Genomic DNA, 18,283 nt, shown 5'->3' on the forward strand with positions numbered 1-18,283 from the left:
TCTTCCCAACACCCTTGTAAGGAGCCGATGATGGCGTTTCCCAGCGACCTCGAGATAGCCCGCTCGGCGGCGTTGAAGCCGATCGAGGACGTGGGCAACGCGATGGGCCTGAGCAGCCGGGCGTTGCAGGCCAGCGGCGACGACGTGTGCAAGGTGCGGCTGGAAGCGCTGGACGACCTCGCCGACCGGCCCCGCGGCAAGTACGTGGTCGTCTCCGCGATCACGCCGACGCCGCTGGGCGAGGGCAAGACCACCACGACGGTGGGACTCGGACAGGCCTTCGCGCACATCGGGAAGAAGGCGTCGATCGCGATCCGGCAGCCGTCGATGGGGCCCACGTTCGGAATCAAGGGCGGTGCCGCCGGAGGCGGATACGCCCAAGTCGTGCCCATGGAGCTGCTGAACCTGCATCTGACCGGTGACTCCCACGCGGTGACGGCAGCGCACAACCTCCTGTCGGCCGCTGTCGACAACCACCTCTTCCAGGGCAACGAACTGGACCTGGACCCGCACCAGATCACGTGGCGCCGCGTGCTCGACGTCAACGACCGAGCGCTGCGCAACGTGATCGTCGGGCTGGGCTCGCGGTCGGACGGGGTGCCGCGGCAGACCGGGTTCGACATCACCGCCGCGAGCGAGGTGATGGCGGCGCTGGGGCTGACGACCTCCCTTGCGGATCTGCGGAAGCGCCTGGGGCGGATGGTGGTCGGCTACACCCGCGGCGGCGAGCCGGTCACCGCCGAGGATCTGAACGTGGCCGGGTCGATGGCGGTGATCATGAGGGAGGCGGTAAAGCCCAATCTGCTCCAGACCCTTGAGAACACCCCCGTACTCGTGCACGCCGGCCCGTTCGGCAACATCGCCACCGGCAACTCCTCAGTGGTCGCCGACCTGATCGGCCTGCGCTGTTCCGACTTCCATGTGACCGAGGCCGGGTTCGGCGCGGACATGGGCGCCGAGCGGTTCTTCAACATCAAGTGCCGCGTCTCCGGCCAGGCCCCCGACGCCGCCGTCGTCGTCGCCACCGTCCGCGCCCTCAAAGCGCACTCGGGCAAGTACAAGATCGTCGCCGGGAAGGAGCTGTCCCCGGAACTGCTGGAGGAGAACCCCGACGACGTGCTGCTCGGGGCGGAGAACCTGCGCAAGCAGATCGACAACATCCGGCTGCACGGCGTCCCCGCGGTGGTCGCGATCAACGCGTTCCCCACCGACCACCCCTCCGAGCACCGGGCGATCCAGCAGGTCGCCGAGGAGATGGGCGTGCGGTCGGCCGTGTGCACCCACTTCGCCGACGGCGGACGCGGTGCGACGGGGCTCGCGGAAGCCGTAGCGGAAGCGTGCGAGGAACCGTCGCAGTTCCAGCTGCTCTACCCCGACGACGCCTCGCTGCGGGAGAAGATCGAGGCCGTCGCCACCCGCGTCTACGGAGCCGACGGCGTCGACTACACCCGCGCCGCCCGGCGCCAGCTCGACACCTACGAACGCGCCGGCTTCGGCGAACTGCCCGTCTGCGTCGCGAAGACCCACCTGTCCATCTCCTCGGACCCCACCCTCAAGGGGGCGCCCACCGGCTGGCGGCTTCCCGTACGCGAAGTCCGCGCCTCCGCCGGAGCCGGATTCGTCTACCCCCTGTGCGGAGAGATGCGCACCATGCCCGGCCTCGGCGCCAACCCCGCCGCGGCCCGGATCGATCTCGACGAGAACAGCGACATCGTCGGACTGTCGTGAACGAGCCACATCGTCTGACTGTCGTGAACGCAGGACTGTCGTGAACGAACCGGCCGGCCTCCCGTCCGCGACCGTCCGCGGTTTCCTCGACCAGGTCGCGGCCCGCACCCCCGCGCCGGGCGGCGGCGCGGCGTGTGCCGTCGCGGCCGGTACGGCGGCGGCGCTCGTCGCGATGGCGGCCCGCTTCTCCACGAGGCAACTGCCCGACGCCGCCCGGGTCGCCGCGAGCGCCGACGATCTGCGCGGCGAGGTGCTGCCACTGGCGGACGCCGACGCGGAGGCGTACGGGAAGCTGCTCGCCGCCTTCCGCGACAAGGAGCCGGGCCATCGCGACCGGCTCGCCGACGCATGCCGCGGCGCGTGCGACGTGCCGTTGCGGATCGCGGGTGTGGCCGCCGCCGTCGCCGAACTGGCCGCCCGCGTGGGCACCGACGGCAACTCCAGCCTGCACGGCGACGTGTACACCGCCGTGATGCTCTGCTCCTCGGCCGCGGAGTCGGCGGCTGCCCTGGTGCGGATCAACGTACGGGCGGGCGGGCTCGACGACGGACCGCAGCGCACGGCCGACGGTCACGCGCTCACCGTCGCGGAGGCGGTCGAGGCCTTGCGGCCTATCGGTCACCGCGGCAGAGATCGCTGACGGTGGCTGCCGATCCGCTCGTCGGGACGGGCTGGACGACGTAGCCGGAAGCAGGCCGGTCTCCTCACGCCTTGAGGAGACCGGACAGGGCTGTGACCAGGCGCTCCTTGCCGTACTCCGCCGGTCGTTCGAGCGTGAGCCGGGCGAACTCCTCGATGGTGACGACGAGGACGTGGGCGAGCACGCCGACATCGAGACCGTCGGCGCCCCGTGTCTCCAGGGCTATGGAGAGTCCGCGCTCGATGCGCGCCCTGACGAGGTCACGCGTCTCCTCGATGCGGCGGCGCACCACGGCCGGGGTTCCGTGTACGAGGCCGAGGACCGGCCGCCACACGTCGGGGTCGGCCTGCACGCAGTCCAGGAACCGCGCCACCGACGCCGTCAGCCACTCCTCGAGGTCCTCCGATCCGCTCCCGCTGTTGAGGACCCCGAGCGCCTGCTCGTACGCGCGGTTACGGGTGCGCTCCAGGAGGGCGAGCATCAGCGCCTCCAGTCCGTCGTACGCGCTGTAGACGACGGGTCTGGTCACTCCCGCCTCTTTGGAGATGGCGCCGACGGAGACCTGGTCGTACCCGTCGCGCACCACGATCCGCAGCGCGCAGTCCAGCAGGTGCTCGCGGCGCTGCTCGGGCGGCATGCGGGGGGCGTAGCGGCGTCGGGGCGAGGCGGTGGAGGAGCCGGATGTCATGGGGCGAGGGTACTTCTCACGAAAGCTACTCCCATGTAAATTTCGCGATGCCCCCCGGAGCCGCAAGGAAGCGAGTACGCCCATGCCGGAGAAGACCGCGGAGAAACAGAAGCAGACGAGGCCCCTGCGCTCGTACCTCAAGGTCAAGTCCCGCAAGGGGTGGCAGGAGCACTTCCAGCCCCAGGACGACTACGGGTTCTTCGGACCCGGGTCCGTGTCGTGGAAGGTCTGGGGATACCCGACGTCGTACGTCCTCGGTTTCGCCCGCTCGGTCACCATCGAGCACCTCGACCCGAACCTGGCGGCGGCCGTCGTCCAGTCCGGCGGGGTCAAGTACCGCCCGCACACCCGCTACGGGCGCACCATGCACTACTTCTCCCTGATGGCGTTCGGTGCGTCCCACCCCACGGCGAAGGCGGCCGACGTCCTGGTGAAGGTGCACTCCAAGGCCATCGGCAACGACCCGGTCACCGGCGACACCTACGATGCCAACCGGCCGTCGTCGCAGCTGTGGATCCACATGACGGCCTGGCACTCGATCCTCTACTGCTACGAGAAGTTCGGCCCCGGGCCGCTGAGTTCACAGGAGGAGGCGCAGTACTGGGCCGAGTGCGCGCGCTCCGCCGAACTACAGACCATCGATCCGGAGACGGTGCCGCGCAGCCGTGCCGCCGTCCGCGAGTACCTGGAGGACTGGCGCCCGCACCTCGCCGCATCCGAGGCCGCGCAGGACATGGTGGACTTCATCCTGCCGCTGGACGTCGCCCTGCCGCCGAACCTCAGCCGGGCCGGGCGCATCGCGATCTCACCGATCGTGTGGATGCTCAGCAAGGGCGTGGCCGCCACGTACCCGAAGTACATCCGCAAGATGTTCGGCGTGCGCCAGGGCCGTGCCGTGGATGCGCTGGCCGTGATCCTCAACAAGGGCTACCACGCCCTGATGTACCGGTCGGCCAACATGAAGTTCTTCATGATGAACCTGCTCGCGCCGGGTGCCATGCAGGTCGCCGCGCCCGCGATCCTCGGAATACCGGCGAAGAACCCGGTCACGATGACGCCGCGCGAGGCCCAGGAGAAGTACGGCTTCGCCGAACCGGCCGACGCGCACCCGGACTTCAGGGCCCGGCAGCACGAACGGGTCTTCGGCAAGGGCGAGAAGCCCAGCGACGAGGGTCTCGAGGAGTCCCAGCAGCACTTCGGCGCGATGAACGCCGCGGAGGTCCAGGAGGAGGTCCGCAGGGACGCCGCCGCCTGACGGCCGGGACGAGCGGCCGTCGCCGGGAGACCCACACGCGGAACACGGGGAGGGCAGCCGGTGCCGCCGGCTGCCCTCCCCGCTGTCTTCTTCGCGACCCCGTGCCGGACCGGTGCGGCACGCACGATCTTCGGCGCGGAGCTCGCGGGTTAGGACTGCGTCGGTTCGGCGACCGGCTGCTCCCCGGAAGGCGCTTGCCCGGAGAGATAGCGCGCCGCCACGGCCCTGTTGTACTTGCCGAACATCTCGCCGAGGGTGCGCAGTTCGTCCTCGCCCCAGCCGGCGAGCAGTTCGGCGAGGTCCTCGGCCCGGCGCTGCCGTACGTACGTCATCGTCGCGAGGCCGTCCTGAGTGGCGGTGATCACGCTGCGCCGCCTGTCCGTCTCGCCCGGTGTCCGTAGCACCAGTCCTGCGCCCTGCATCGCGGAGATCTGGCGGCCGGCCGTGGAGGGGTCGACGCCCAGGGTGGCGGCGAGGGTGTTGATGTCCATCGGGCCGCGGTCGTCGAGGGTGCGCAGCAGCAGATAGCCGGCCCGGTCGAGGCTGTCGTGGACGTCGCTGCGGCGGTGCAGCAGCTCGAAGTGCCGTACCAGGACGGCCGCTTGGCGCTCGATGACGTCGATGGCCTCAAAGGTGCTGCTCACGCCGCTCACCAATCAATTACCGGTATCGTACATGCTATTGTATGGAGTCTACATGTATCCCGGCACTCCGTGGGGTCGACGGGTGCACCAGGGGAGGACGGCGTCGGCCCTCGAAGGGTTGGTACGTGGCTGACCTGAGCAGTGGTTCGCGTGGCCGGCTGTCGGAGTTCTGGGACCGGGTGGTGGCCTCCGATCCCGGCTTGAACCGCCTGCGCATGGCGGTGTCGGCGGCTGTGGCGATGAGCAGCACGCTCGCCTTGGAGTACGTCTTCGGGCAGGTCGCCGGTGCGGGCCGGCAGGGCACGACGATCGGGATGCTGCTGGGCGCCATCGTCGCCATGATGGGCTCAATGGCGCTGACCGGCACGGGAGTTCGCACCAAGGCGGTCACGGCGGTGTTCTTCCCGGTGGCCATGGGTGCCGGGATGCTGGCCGGGGTCGTGGTGGCCGGCCACACGGACGTGATGCTGTGCGTTTTCGTGGGCGTCATGTTCGTGGCGGTGTTCGTCCGCAGGTTCGGCATGCGCTTCTTCTTCTACGGATTCATGCTGTGGATGGGCTACTTCTTCGCCGCCTTCCTGAACGCCGAACTCACGATGCTGCCGGGGCTGTTGACGGCCATCGCGGTCGCCAGCGCCTGGGTGCTGCTGCTCTCGGTGACCGTGCTCCGTACGAACGCGCGGCGGACGCTGCGCCGGGTCCGGAGCGCGTTCGGCGCCCGGGCACGGGCGGTCGCCCGGGCGTGCGCCGACCTGCTGGAGGCGGACGAGCAGGACGCCGCACAGCAGGGCCGGCTGCACCGGCGCCTGCATGCGCGTCAACTGCGCCTGGCCGAAGCCGCGTTGATGATCGAGGGCTGGTCGGCCGAGCGGGGCGCGCTGCCGGAGGGCTGGTCGGGCCCCGCGCTGCGGCGGCGGCTCCTCGACGCCCAGCTGGCCATCGACGCGCTGGCCAACGCCGCCGACGCCCTCGCCGGAACGGGGCCGCGGTTCGCGCGGGACGGAGCGCGTATCGCCGCCCACCTGGCGCGCTGGGACTATCGGGCCGCCGAGCAGGCAGCCCGGCCGTTCCTCGACCCGCCCTCCTCCCGTACGGACGGCGGGCCCCACGACAACGCTGACAGGGACAGGGACAGGGACAGGGACAGGGACAAGGACAAGGACGGGGAGGGGGACGGGCAGTGGCCGCTGCACCAACTCGCCTCGGCCGCGGCCGAATTCGTCTCCGTGGTCGCCACATCCGACGTTCCGTCGCTGACCGGGACCGGCCAGAGCGAGGACTTCGAGCCCGTCGTCGCACTTGCTCTGGGCAACCTGCCCGGTTCGGCGTCCGTGGCCGGTGACGTGGCCGCGCGCGGCAGCTGGAATCCGCTGAGCCGTATGAAGCTCACCACCCGCCAGTCGGTTCAGGTGGCCTTCGCCGGTGCGCTGGCGATCGTCCTCGGCCGCCAGATATCCGAGGACCGCTACTACTGGGCGGTCATCGCCGCGTTCATCGCCTTCACCGGGACGGGGACCCGTTCAGAGACCTTCATCAAGGCCACGAACCGTGTGGTGGGCACCGTGGCCGGTCTGGGCGCGGGCATCGGGCTCGCGCATCTGACCGTCGGCCACACGGCGTGGGTGCTGATCGTGATCGTGGTCAGCATGTCCTGCGGCTTCTATCTGGTGCGCGTCTCCTACGCGTTCATGATCTTCTTCGTCACGATCATGGTGAGCCAGCTCTACGGCGTGCTGCACGAGTTGTCCGCCGGGCTGCTGGTGCTGCGGCTGGAGGAGACCGCGGCCGGGGCGGTGGCGGGCATCGTCGTCTCGCTCGTGGTGATACCGACCAGCACCCGGGACACCGCGGGCAGCGCCCAGCGGACCTTCTTCATCGCGCTGGCGGATCTGCTGCGGGCCACGGCGGCGCGGCTCGGGGAAGGCGGCACGGACGAGGCCCCGGCCGGCGCCGCCGCCGGCATCGATACGGGTTCCGGCACCGCCGGGACGGACGAGGAGCACGCGGACCTCGACACGCTGGTCCGGGCGCTGGACCACCGCATGTCCCAACTCGCCCTCGTCTCCCGGCCGTTGACCCGCACTCTGGTGTGGGGCAACGATCCCGGGCTCGTACGGCACCGGCTCACCCTCTGCACCGCAGCGGCCCGCCAGGGCCGAGCCCTCGCGCTGAGCACCGCACGGCTGCCGGCCCCGGTGCCGCCGAACGGGCTCGGACCGATCTGCCACACCCTCGCCGAGGCGGTCACCGCGCTCGCCGGCTCACCGCCGCGCCGCAGCGCGGCCGTCGCCGAGGCCGAACGCCGACTCCAGGACGTGGAGGCGGAGTTGCTCGCCCAGCACCCTCCGTGCGCGGGCCCGTCGCTTCCTCCGGTGACCCGGCCGCTGACGCATCTGCGGCGGCTGGTGCACGAGTTGGCGTGCACGCCGCCCGTGGCACCGGCCAGAGGGCGCCACGCCGGCGGAAGCGGAAGCGGACCGGAGGACCGTCAGCCGCAGGCCGCCGAGGTGATCGTCGCCGACTCCCCGGCCCGCGCGACGCCGGTGCTGGACGCCCGCGCCGAGTTGACGGGACGGTGACGCCGACCGCCGGCGATCCGCCCCGGGAGCCGGCACGTCGAAGTCGGCGGGACCCGGGGCGAGTTCGAGGTCCTTCACGTGCTTCACCGCGGCCGGGGCCTCTGCCCGTGCAACCGCCGCCGTCCCCTGTCCCCATGGCCACGCAGCGGGCTCACTGGCTCGTGGGCCGCTCCAGGGCTTGCAGCGTGCCCGCGGGCAGCCGGTCGTTGCCCCAACTGCGCTCGATGTAGCCGATGATCCGCGCGATGTCCTCGGCGGGCACCCGCTCCGGTTCGCCGCGCTCCAGCGGGTCGGCGTGGAAGATGTAGAGCCGCGAGGCGAACTGGTCGAACGGCAGTGAGGCTTCGCCGAACCGCTCGCCGTTGCCCGCGGTGGAGACGACGACGCCGTCGCCCCAGTCCTGGCCGCTGTCGTTGTTCGGGTTGAAGAAGTAGACGCGCATGACGTCCTGCGGGTCCGGCGCGGCCCGCAGGATCGTGATCGCGTGCCAGCCGACGTAGCGGGCCGCGCTGTCGGTGACGGCGACGCCGGCCGGCTGCGGATGGATCAGCGGCTGCTCGCCGTTGTAGGACGGGTGGTACCCGGCGTGGAACTGCCGCAGGAACCCGTCGAGATCGACCAGGTTCCCGGTCGCGACGTCGACGTTGATGTGGAATCCACGGGCCGCCCACCAGCCGTGGAACTCGGGGTTGACCCACCGGTGCGGGTCTCCCGGCCGCGCGACGCAGTGCCGCCCCATCTCGGCGTAGATCCGGTCCAAGTGCGGTACGACGAGCAGCGATACGGGGTCCAGGTCCATCGGCAGCGTGGTCGCGACTCCGGCCGCGCTGTCCTTCGACGAGATCGGCTGACCCTCGAAGTGCATGAGGATCTCGTCGTCGCGTGCCGCCCAGACCACCATTTGCAGCAGGTAGTCCGGGTCGTTGTAGGACCACATCGACAGCGCGCGGGCCGACTGGCAGGTGGGGTTGTCGCCCTGGCCGACGCCGAGCGGCTGGCCCAGCATCGAGAGCACCCCCGCCACCAGCCGCGCCTGCGGACCCGGCACGTCGCCGAAGACCGTCGTCAACCGCTCCCGCGCGACCGGGGAGAGCTCGAGCCTCAACTGGCGCCACAGCGCGGGCACGATCGGCGGCTCGTAGAGGATGCCGCGGTCGAGCAGCAGCGCCAGCCCGTAGATGCTCTGCGCGGTCTGCGGGTGCACGGCGACATCGATCAGCCGGTGCACCAACTCGCTGTAGCGCAGCAGGCAGTTCCGGCCGGTGTCGGACAGCCCGAGCGCCTCACCGATGAGGTAGTCGCTCTCGCGCAGGAGGAACCGGAGCAGCTCCGCGTGGTACGGCGAGACCAGGCCGGTGTCGTGCATCGCCCGCGCGAACCCCGTCGCCTCGTACTGGAGGCCGCCGGCGTCCATCACCTCCAGCCGGGAGCGGAAGACGTCGACGCCCGGGTCCTCCCGGCACGCCTCGGTCGTCCCGAACAGGCTCGTGATGAGCCGGTCGATGCCCTGCCCCGACGACGCCCCGAGCGCGACGTCCGGGTCGTCGCGGTAGGCCGCGATGCGGGTGATCAGGGACTGCACCGCCTCGACCTGGATCGGGCGCTGGCGCAGGATCCGCCAGATCTCGTCGACGAGGTTGTCCAGGACGCTGTCATAACCGATCTCGTCGGCGAGGTGGCGGAACAGGCCCCGTACGAGCTGCGCGATCCGGCCCTGCTGGGTCCGCTCCGCCTCGCTGGGCGGGGTGAACAGCAGCTCCAGGTTCGTCGCCAGCACCTGGGACAGGAACTGGCGGGCGTCCTCGGCGGGCAGCGTCGGGTGCGCGAAGTCGCCGATGGCGACGGCGAGCATCCGCAGCTCGCTGGTCGCCTCCATGACGACGGTGTCCGCGTCCGCGCTGCGCAGGCCCGGGCTGACCAGCGACGGGATGAGGATCTCCGGTGACGCCCAGTCCGTCTCCTGGAAGAGCCCGGCCTCCTCGAGGGCCTGCGCCCTGGCCTGGACGGCCGCGGCGCCGCCCGGCTGCATGAGCACCCGCCGCAGTGCTTCCAGGACCCGCCGCAGCTTCGTGTGCTTGCCGAAGTCGCGGGTTTCGGCCATGGCCTGGATGGCGTCGTCGAGCGAGGCCACGCGCTTGTCCAGCGTCGTGGACTCACCGCTGACGTCGACGGTCGGTTTCAAAGGGTTTCCCTCGGGTTGGTCTCCTGCGCCCACGGGGTCGTCAGACGTAGAAGTCGAGCTCTTCCTGCCTCTTCAACAGGTCGCGCATCCGGTAAGGGTCTTCACCGAAGAAGTACACCAGGCCCCAGTGGGTGCCGAACGCGGTCCTCTTGGTGACGGTCTCCTCGAGCGGCGTCGAGAGGTCGTGCGACTCGTAGTAGTCGTCGTCCTCGGTCTCCTCCGGGATCTCCAGGCCGCTGACGACGCGGCGGCGCGGATAGACACCGAAGCAGCCGGCGACCCCCGACGCGTCGACGACCTCCTGCGGGAAGAAGGCGTCGATCTCCTCCTCGGTCGTCTTCGGGTCGAAGGCCAGCACCAGCCCATGGTAGGCGTTGAACCCGTACGCCCGCTCCAGCAGTTCGAACACCTTGAAGCCCGGCGGCCGGTAGGCGACCTCGCCGAAGTACATCTCGCCGTCGCTGGTGACGAAGTACTCCGGGTGCACGAAGCCGAACTCGATGTCGAACGTCTTGATGAGCTTCTCGATCTGCGCCGTGATCTGCGGGCGGTACCGCTCCAGTTCGGGGGTCGCCGGCACGAACACCGAGTACCCCAGCGTGACGTACTCGGAGATGTTGAGGAACTTGATCTTCCCGTTGTGCACCCATGCCTCGACGGCGAACTCCCAGCCGTCGAGGTGGGATTCCATGAGGACCGGGAACTCCTCTTCCGGGATCGTGTCGATCTCGTCCGGGGTGCGGATGACGCGGTGCCCGAGGCATCCCGCCTTGTCGAACGCCTTGAGATGGATCGGGTCGTTCGGGTCGCCGTCCAGCTTGAGCAGGGTCTGATTGACGCGCTTGAGGAAGCGGATCACATCGTCCCGGTCGTGGGCCTCCTCGAATATTCCGACCCGGATGCCGCCGAGTTGGGCGCGGCGCTTCATCAGCGCCTTGTCCCGCAGCAGCATGGCCTGGCCGTACAGACGCGGGTTGTCCAGCAGGACGGAGTTGATCGCCCCCGCCCACTCGACCGTCTCCTCGAAGAGCGGGATGGCGACGTCGACGCCCTCGTTCTGAAGGGTCTCGGCGATCTCCATGGAGCGGTCGTTGAGCCGCTCGAAATTCCACGGCACGTAGGGGATGTCGTGCTCGACGCAGTACTCCTCGGCCCACTCCGGCGCCACGACGACGTATCGCCGGTCGAACCGGTCGAGGGCTTCCACCGCGTTGATACTCCAGCCAAGAAGCGCTACGTAGCCTTTGTCCGGGTTCTTGTTGGCGGGCTCGCCCTGTGGCATAGACCGTTTCTCCTTTTTGGCGCGTGCGCGCATCGACGGCGTGGCTGGGATGACCGTACCCGGCGCTTACCCGGCGATCTGCGGCGCAAGCACCTCACTCCCGCAGGCAGGGGTTCGTTGCGAGGGCGGCTTGAACGGCCAAGTCCCTGATCCCGGACGGGCAGACGCGGCATACTCACGAGCCGAACCCGAGACCCCCACCGAAAGGTTCGTTCCGTGTCCCCACGCACGCCTGACCGCCGCGCGCCGTACACCGAATCCGCCGAATCCGCCGAGTCCTCCGCCCGGAGGGTCCGGCGCCGGACGTTCCTCGGAGCGCTCGGGGCGGTCGCCGCCGTCGGCGGGAGCACGGCGGTGGCCTCCGCCGTACTCCCGCCGGAGGAGGGCCGCAAGACCGCCGGGCGTAAGGCCGGCCGTGCCCAACGGCCCCTGTTCGTCGGCACGTCCGGCGGCGGCATCGTCACCGGCTCGTACGACACGTCCAGCGGCGCGATCAGCACGTCCGGTGCGGTGCAGGACGTGACCAGCCCGACGTTCCTCGCGCTGTCCGAGGACGGCAAGGTGCTGTACGCGCTCGATGAGGCGAGCGAGGAGGGCACTGTACGGGCCTACGCGGTGGGCGACGGCGGGAAGTTGAGCCCGCTGGGCGATCCGCAGTCGACCGGCGGGAACGGCGTGACGCATCTGTCCGTGCACGCGAGCGGCAAGTGGCTGCTCAGCGCGAACTACGGCTCGGGCAGCGTCGCCGTGCACCCGGTCAAGGCGGACGGCGCCCTCGGTGCCCGTACCGACCTGGTGCAGCACGAGGGCAAGGGACCGGACCCCGACCGGCAGGAAGGGCCGCACGCGCACCAGATCGTGAGCGACCCGAAGGGCGGCTTCGTGATCGCCGTGGACCTGGGGACCGATTCGCTGTTCTCCTACGAACTGGACACCGGGAAGGGGAAGTTGAAGCGCGTCGCGGAGGCGAAGGCGAAGCCTGGCGCGGGGCCGCGGCATCTGGCGTTCCACCCCGACGGCCGATTCGCCTACGTGACCAACGAGTTGGACAGCACGGTCTCCGTCTACGCCTACGACGCGGGGAGCGGGAAGTTCACGCGCGGGGACAGCATCCCCACGGTGCCCGAGGGCGACGGGTCCGGCGAGCGCAACTATCCGGCGGAGGTGGCCGTCGCGGCCGACGGGCGGACCGTCTACGTCTCCAACCGGGGCCACAACAGCGTCGCCTGGATGTCGGTGGGCGGTGGCGGCGAGTCGCTGAAGATTTCCGGCTCCGTCCCGTGCGGGGGCGACTGGCCGCGGCACATCAGCATCCCGTCCGGCGGGGACGTGCTGTGGGCGGGCAACGAGAAGAGCAGCACGATCGGGGTCTTCTCCGTCGACAAGGAGAGCGGGGCGCTGAAGAAGGCGGGGGAGCCGGTGAAGATGACGAAGCCGGTGTGCGTGCTGCCGGGGTGAGGGCGTGTGCTGGCCGCGGAGGCCCAGCAGAGCGAAGGTGACAGGCGCCGCCTGGTCGGACCGCCGTGATCTCTGCGGGGCTTCGTCCTCACTACGCCATAATGCCGCCATGGATCAGGGGGCGGCAGCGGCGTTCGCGGGGACAGCCGGAGCAGTGGGTGCGGTGGTGGGCGGCCTTGTCACAGGGTTCTTCACACAGCGTGCGGCCCGGCTCGGGGCCCAGAAGACGGGCGAGGCCATGATTGAACAAGTCGAGAGACAAGCAGTGGCCACCCGTGAGGACTGGCTCTTGCAGCACAGACTCGACGCCTACATGGGGCTCATGCAGGCGTACGACCGGTTCGTCGAGCAGGCCAAGCCCTTCATGGAGGCGTTGACCTTCGAGGCCGCGAACCGCTCCGAGCTGTTCGCGATGACCAAAGCGACGGAACTCGCCGTGACGCAGGCGTACTTCAAGGTCCGGGCGTTCGGCCCGGAGGGAGTACGTGAGCCGGCGAATGCGCTGCGGACGGCGGTGAATGAGTTCCGCGGGGCACTGGACGGCTGGGAACTCGCGTTGAGCTCCGGCAGCTTGGACCGAGGGCGGCAGGAGCGGCGTGCTGAAGACCGTCTTCGGACCGCTACTTCGGCGCACGCGGAGTTCGTCACATCCGTCAGGGACGTTGCGGTGTCCGTCGAGAACCGCCCTCGTACGGGAGTCACTTCTTGATCACGAGGTGCGGCCGTTCGCTCGGTCAGGGGCTCCCCGCCGATCCGTCGCTCGGCGTCCGTCGGCGTTCCTCCTACGGGCACGATCCGTTTGTCGACGTCCATCGACACCGTTCGCTAGCCCGGTCCGCCGAAGAGGCCACCGTTGTCGTCACCTCCGCCTTCCGTGTTGCCTTCGGTGTCGTCGGAAGGCGTCTCGGAGGGGGTCTCGCTGGGTTCTCCGGTGGCCTGCCCGGAGCCGTTCCCGCCCGTAGCGCCGCCGTCTCCTCCTCCGTTCACTGACGAGTCGGTGTCCTCCGGGAGAGGCGGGCTGCTCGTCCGGCTTGGGGGAAGCTGCTCCTCGCTCGGAGTCTGCGACTTCTTCGGCTTCTTCGGCTTCTTTTTCGGCTTCTTCGTCGGTGACTCCGAAGAGCTGTCAGCAGGTGCCGTGTTCCGAGGGCTCTCACTCTTGGGCGACTTGGGCTGATCGTCGTACCCGGCCAGGTCGAAGGGTGCGCCCCAGCGAAGGATTGCCATGGTCGCCCCAGCCGCGAGGACGACGAGGACCGCCAGCGCCGCACCCAGCATGGCGCTCTTCGTCGGTGACAGCCGGCGCTTTCCCTCGGCCCCGACGTTCTTCTGATCCTTCTGGGCGGCCTGCTCGTCGACCTCCTGGTCGTCGACGAGGTAGAAGTACCGGGCACGTGACGTGTGGAGTTCGGAAAGGAGCTTGGTGCGCTGCTCCTTCAGTCCGGTGTGCTGCTCTTTCGCATTCTCGTAGCTCTGTTGCAGCACGCGAACGGGAGCTGTCTCAGCGACTTCGGCCGCGGCTGCTTCCGTGCCGGTGCCTGTGTCCACGTCGGCCTCGGAGATCTGCTGGCGCGCCTTCTCGAGCGCGGCGCGGAGATTGTCTCTCTGCTCGCATACGTCCTGTAGTTCCTTCTCTATCTCTTGCAACTCCACCGTCTGCCGGAAGATGCGCAGGAGCAGAGAGTTCTCGTCGCTGCCGTCCTCAGCGGCAACCTGAGCCAGGGTCTCACCGTAGGAGCGGTAGACGTCCTTGGCTTCATCGGCGGTCAGACCTGCCAATCGCGCCTCACGGACAAGGGGATCCAGGAACTCCAAAGGAGGCATCCGCGGTACGTCGCCCCGGCCGTCCTTGTAGTACGAGATCCGCGTGAAGCCGATGTGGTGCCGTGCACCGAACTCCCGCCGGCTCAGGCCCGTCATCGCCACGAGCTCGCTGACCCGCCTGCCGAACGCCCGCAGGGCCAGATCCCTGACCTCCCCTTGATCGAGCTCACTGCTTCCCGGCGCTTCGGGGAGATCCTCGTTGTTCTGCTCCGCTGCCACCTGTTGACCACCGTCACCACTGAAACCGTCAGGAACCCGTATCCTGCCGCACTTCTTCGACATCACGGCAATCGGTCAACGTGAGGCTCAGGCAGCCCAGTTCAGGGGCCGACGAGGTGCCGGCCGCGAAGCGGTCCCTCGTGCTACGTCGCGTCCCCCGTGGTGGATGAGCCGCCGAGGAGCCGCTCCATCGTGGTGAGTTCCTCGGTGAAACCGTCGCGCCGCTGCCGGGTGCCGCAGCCTTCGACCAGGCGCGCGAAGTCCGTTGCCGCGGCGGTGATGCGCTGACCCAGGGCGGTTCCCGCCTGGGCGCCGAAGTCGTCGGTGGCGGCGTAGACGCCGCGCGGCGAGACGATGGCGTGCAGGTAGGAGAACATCGGCCGCAGCGTGTGCTCCAGGACGAGTGAGTGGCGTTCGGTGCCGCCGGTGGCCCCGATCAGCACGGGCATGTCGGAGAAGGTCTCCTCCGGCAGTACGTCGAAGAACGACTTGAACAGCCCGCTGAAGGAGGCGTTGAAGGCGGGCGTGACGGCGATGACGCCGTCCGCTGCGGCGACCGTCTCGAAGGCCTCTTCCAGCGTGTTCGCGGGGAAGCCGGTCAGCATCGCGTCCATGATCGCGCGGCCCAGGGGGCGCAGTTCGACGAACGAGGACCGGACCGTGCGGCCGCGGGCCTCAAGTGCCTTCCGTACGGCGGCCTCCAGGCGGTCGGCGAGGAGGCGGGTCGAGGACGGTTCGCGGATTCCGCCGCTGATGACTGCCAGTTCGGTCATGGTCGTGCTCACTCCCCGGGTCCGTTCGCGGGCCCCGGCCCGGCGTCGGCGGTACCCGGCCCGGCGTCGGCCGTCCCGGTCTCCTGCGCCCGCAGCAGCGAGGCGTGCGTCGGCGCCGCCGGCACCCCGGCGGGCCTGCCGGCGGCGAACTCCTTGCGCAGCACCGGCACCACCTCCTCGCCGAGCAGGTCGAGCTGTTCGAGGACCGTCTTCAGCGGGAGCCCGGCGTGGTCGATGAGGAACAGCTGGCGCTGGTAGTCGCCGGCGTACTCCCGGAACCCCAGCGTCTTCTCCACGACCTGTGCGGGCGAACCGACCGTCAGCGGAGTCAGCGAGGTGAACTCCTCAAGCGACGGGCCGTGACCGTAGACGGGCGCGTTGTCGAAGTACGGCCGGAACTCCTCCACGGCGTCCTGGCTGTTGCGGCGCATGAAGACCTGCCCGCCCAGCCCGACGATCGCCTCTTCCGGCCTGCCGTGGCCGTGGTGCTCGAAGCGGCGGCGGTAGAGGTCCACCATGCGCCGGGTGTGCGAGGAGGGCCAGAAGATGTGGTTCGCGAAGAAGCCGTCCCCGTAGTAGGCCGCCAGCTCGGCGACCTCGGGCGTACGGATGGAGCCGTGCCAGACGAAGGGCGGTACGCCGTCGAGCGGGCGGGGCGCGAGGGTGAAGCCCTGCAACGGAGTGCGGAACTTCCCCTCCCAGTCGACCACTTCCTCACGCCACAGCCGCCGCAGCAGCCCGTAGTGCTCGACGGTCAACGGCACGGCCTGGCGGATGTCCTGGCCGAACCAGGGATAGACCGGGCCCATGTTCCCCCGCCCCAGCATCACGTCGCAGCGGCCGCCGGAGAGGTGCTGAAGCACGCTGAAGTCCTCGGCGATCTTCACCGGGTCGTTCGTCGTGATCAGCGTCGTCGACGTCGAGAGGATCATCCGTTCCGTCCGCGCGGCGATGTAGCCGAGGAGGGTGGTGGGCGAGGAGGGGACGAACGGCGGGTTGTGGTGCTCGCCGGTGGCGAAGACGTCCAGGCCCACCTCCTCGGCCTTCCGGGCGATCGCGAGGGTGTCCCGGATCCGCTGCGCCTCGGTGGGAGTGCCGCCGGTGGTCGGGTCCGGGGTGACGTCACCGACTGTGAAGATGCCGAACTGCATCCCCGTCGCTTCCGCAGGGGCCATGTCTGCCTCCTCCCGTCACCGCCCTGCCGAGGCGCTCTCGGCGCTCGGCACCGGGCGTGCTCTGTCCACCATGGACATGATGCGGTCCGCGACGGGCCGCAGCCCCCCGGACAGCGGTCGGGCGCCGTCCGTCCCGCTCATCGTGGCAGCCATTCAGCGCGGATCTGCTCGACGGCCTCGGCGTCTTCGGCGTCGACTCGGCTCGCCTCGTCGAGGACGCGGGCCAGACTCGCGGCGGGGATGATCACAGCGCCCGCGGCGTCGGCGAATACGTAGTCGCCGGGAGTGACGCAGACTCCCGAGACCTCGACGGCGATGTTCGCCGCGTACGGCATCACGGTGTCCCCGCCCCAGCGGGTCGCCTCTCCTCTGCACCATGCCGCGATGCCCTGGTCTCGCAGCTCGTCGAAGTCCCGAAGCCTGCCGTCCGCCAGCACGCCTGCCAGTCCATGGTTCGCCACGCGGGACAGCTTGGTCCCGCCGCCGTGTGAGGCGTCGGGATACCCGCCGCCGGAAAGGACCAGCACGCGCCCGGCCGGAGAGTCTCCGGCCGCTTCATAGAAGAGCCCGGGGAAGCCGGAACGCGTCTGCGGCAGGTCGTCACGGTAGGGCATGTACGCGATGGTGACCGCCGGGCCGAAAAGCGGCCGCGTGCGGTCCGGGCCGGTGAGGGACAGGATGTGCGCGCGATGGGAGTGGATCCGCCCCATCGCATCAACCAGTGCCGCACAGCCCAGCCGCTTCGCTCTCGCCGCCGGGTCGTCTTCTGCTGTTTCGCTCACTCTTCCTCCAGGTCGAGGATCAAGCCGGCAGCACGCGTTCAGGCCGTACAAGCCGTTCAAGCCGTTCAAGGCGTTCAGGCCGGGTGGTGACGGCGCTTCCAGCGAGCAGGGTCTTGTTCGAGTGCGGAGCGGTCCCAGCCCCCGCCGTCGGCTGCCGCTTCATAGGTGGTCTCCAGGAACCGCAGCAGGTCGTGCTCCGGGTCGGCAGCGGTTCGTACGGCCTCGTACGGCAGCAGGAACTCACCGTATTCCGCGCTGTAGTAGGCCGATTCCGGGGCGATCCGGTGCTCGGCGAATCCAGCGGGGGTGGGGTAGGCGTAGGAGTAGAAGGCGCCCTCCTCCGCTCCGCCCGGCCAGAATCCGCAACTGCTCAGTTCGCGGTCGTAGGCCTCTTCCATGACCCAGTTTGCGAGGTGCGGGGCGCCGCCCGGATGGGGCGGTGCGGTCCTTCCCGAGAAGCGCGTGCAAGCAAGGTCCATGCTTCCCCAGAAGAAGTGCACCGGGCTGGCCTTCCCGACGAAGGAGGACCGGAACTCGTCCATCGTGAGGTGGACCCGCAAGAGCTGACGCCAGAACGTCTGCGCGGCGTCGGGGTCGTACGTCGCGTGGTCGAAGTCGTCGGCGAACTTCACCGCCGGCTCCACCTCGTTCGGGTGCGACTGGATCGCCGCCTCGATTCCCAAGTCGCCCATCGCCCGGAGCACTTCCGCGTGGAAGTCGGCGACCGGCCGGGATGTCAGAGCGATGCTCCGGGAGTCTCCGCCGCTGGTACGGATGCGAAGCCGGTGGTCGAGGAAGTCGAATTCGATGTCGAACACTCCCGAGTGGTACGGAACGGCCGAGGTCGTCAGTCCGCGGGGAGTCACATAGAGACTGACCTGCCACCAGTGGTTCACCATCGGCGCGTGTTTCAGCCGGATCTTTCCGACGATCTGGGCCCACATGTGAAGGGTGTCGCGGGTCGGGGCCCAGTCCGCGACTCGCAGACGCGGCCATACGTCGGAGGAGGTGGCATGTCCTGCGGTCATCTGTCTCCCTCTGGGGCGTCTCGCTGACG

Annotated in this window: 15 protein-coding genes; 6 read left to right on the forward strand and 9 right to left on the reverse strand. The window is 69.6% G+C overall.

Annotation, left to right across the window (positions count from 1 at the left end; genetic code table 11):
- Window positions 1-30: 30 nt before the first annotated feature.
- Both HCC61_RS08200 and HCC61_RS08205 read left to right on the forward strand, forming a co-directional pair.
- Complete coding sequence (locus HCC61_RS08200; RefSeq protein WP_169134644.1) at window positions 31-1,728, forward strand: formate--tetrahydrofolate ligase; 1,698 nt, start codon at window positions 31-33, stop codon at window positions 1,726-1,728.
- Between the two features lie 40 nt (window positions 1,729-1,768).
- Window positions 1,769-2,368 (forward strand): cyclodeaminase/cyclohydrolase family protein, encoded by a 600-nt coding sequence (locus HCC61_RS08205; RefSeq protein WP_169134645.1) that lies wholly within the window; start codon window positions 1,769-1,771, stop codon window positions 2,366-2,368.
- Window positions 2,369-2,432: 64 nt separating this feature from the next.
- Here the strand turns inward: HCC61_RS08205 and HCC61_RS08210 are convergent, their stop codons facing one another.
- Complete coding sequence (locus HCC61_RS08210; RefSeq protein WP_169134646.1) at window positions 2,433-3,056, reverse strand: TetR/AcrR family transcriptional regulator; 624 nt, start codon at window positions 3,054-3,056, stop codon at window positions 2,433-2,435.
- Between the two features lie 82 nt (window positions 3,057-3,138).
- On the opposite strand from HCC61_RS08210, the gene HCC61_RS08215 reads away from it, so the two are divergent.
- Window positions 3,139-4,311: an oxygenase MpaB family protein gene (locus tag HCC61_RS08215; RefSeq protein WP_169134647.1), complete on the forward strand. Its 1,173-nt coding sequence runs from the start codon at window positions 3,139-3,141 to the stop codon at window positions 4,309-4,311.
- A gap of 149 nt (window positions 4,312-4,460) precedes the next feature.
- On the opposite strand, the gene HCC61_RS08220 is transcribed toward HCC61_RS08215, so the two are convergent.
- Window positions 4,461-4,955: a MarR family transcriptional regulator gene (locus tag HCC61_RS08220; RefSeq protein ID WP_346777088.1), complete on the reverse strand. Its 495-nt coding sequence runs from the start codon at window positions 4,953-4,955 to the stop codon at window positions 4,461-4,463.
- A 125-nt stretch (window positions 4,956-5,080) separates the two neighbouring features.
- Here HCC61_RS08220 and HCC61_RS08225 point away from each other — a divergent pair, with 125 nt between their 5' ends.
- A complete protein-coding gene (locus HCC61_RS08225; RefSeq protein ID WP_169134649.1) occupies window positions 5,081-7,534 on the forward strand; it encodes an FUSC family protein in 2,454 nt (817 codons plus the stop codon).
- Window positions 7,535-7,685: 151 nt separating this feature from the next.
- On the opposite strand, the gene HCC61_RS08230 is transcribed toward HCC61_RS08225, so the two are convergent.
- Both HCC61_RS08230 and HCC61_RS08235 read right to left on the reverse strand, forming a co-directional pair.
- Complete coding sequence (locus tag HCC61_RS08230; protein WP_169134650.1) at window positions 7,686-9,716, reverse strand: hypothetical protein; 2,031 nt, start codon at window positions 9,714-9,716, stop codon at window positions 7,686-7,688.
- A gap of 40 nt (window positions 9,717-9,756) precedes the next feature.
- A complete protein-coding gene (locus tag HCC61_RS08235) occupies window positions 9,757-10,998 on the reverse strand; it encodes a carboxylate--amine ligase (protein WP_169134651.1) in 1,242 nt (413 codons plus the stop codon).
- A 216-nt stretch (window positions 10,999-11,214) separates the two neighbouring features.
- On the opposite strand from HCC61_RS08235, the gene HCC61_RS08240 reads away from it, so the two are divergent.
- Together HCC61_RS08240 and HCC61_RS08245 are read left to right on the forward strand one after the other, a co-directional pair.
- Window positions 11,215-12,456 carry a lactonase family protein gene (locus HCC61_RS08240; protein ID WP_169134652.1) on the forward strand — a complete coding sequence of 414 codons (1,242 nt, stop codon included), beginning with the start codon at window positions 11,215-11,217 and terminating at the stop codon, window positions 12,454-12,456.
- 109 nt (window positions 12,457-12,565) lie between these two features.
- Window positions 12,566-13,165 (forward strand): hypothetical protein, encoded by a 600-nt coding sequence (locus HCC61_RS08245; RefSeq protein ID WP_169134653.1) that lies wholly within the window; start codon window positions 12,566-12,568, stop codon window positions 13,163-13,165.
- 116 nt (window positions 13,166-13,281) lie between these two features.
- On the opposite strand, the gene HCC61_RS08250 is transcribed toward HCC61_RS08245, so the two are convergent.
- From HCC61_RS08250 to HCC61_RS08270, 5 genes are all read right to left on the reverse strand, one after another.
- Complete coding sequence (locus tag HCC61_RS08250) at window positions 13,282-14,496, reverse strand: hypothetical protein (protein WP_169134654.1); 1,215 nt, start codon at window positions 14,494-14,496, stop codon at window positions 13,282-13,284.
- A gap of 143 nt (window positions 14,497-14,639) precedes the next feature.
- Window positions 14,640-15,269, reverse strand: a complete 630-nt coding sequence (locus HCC61_RS08255; RefSeq protein ID WP_169134655.1) for a CE1759 family FMN reductase — start codon at window positions 15,267-15,269, stop codon at window positions 14,640-14,642.
- A gap of 8 nt (window positions 15,270-15,277) precedes the next feature.
- Complete coding sequence (locus HCC61_RS08260; protein ID WP_169135178.1) at window positions 15,278-16,420, reverse strand: LLM class flavin-dependent oxidoreductase; 1,143 nt, start codon at window positions 16,418-16,420, stop codon at window positions 15,278-15,280.
- Window positions 16,421-16,581: 161 nt separating this feature from the next.
- Window positions 16,582-17,226, reverse strand: a complete 645-nt coding sequence (locus tag HCC61_RS08265; protein ID WP_346777089.1) for an RraA family protein — start codon at window positions 17,224-17,226, stop codon at window positions 16,582-16,584.
- A 74-nt stretch (window positions 17,227-17,300) separates the two neighbouring features.
- Window positions 17,301-18,254, reverse strand: coding sequence for a DUF5996 family protein (locus HCC61_RS08270; RefSeq protein WP_169134656.1), 954 nt, complete (start codon window positions 18,252-18,254; stop codon window positions 17,301-17,303).
- Between the last annotated feature and the right edge of the window lie 29 nt (window positions 18,255-18,283).

Origin of the sequence: Streptomyces sp. HNM0575, assembly GCF_012726265.1 — a bacterium.
Lineage (GTDB): Bacteria > Actinomycetota > Actinomycetes > Streptomycetales > Streptomycetaceae > Streptomyces.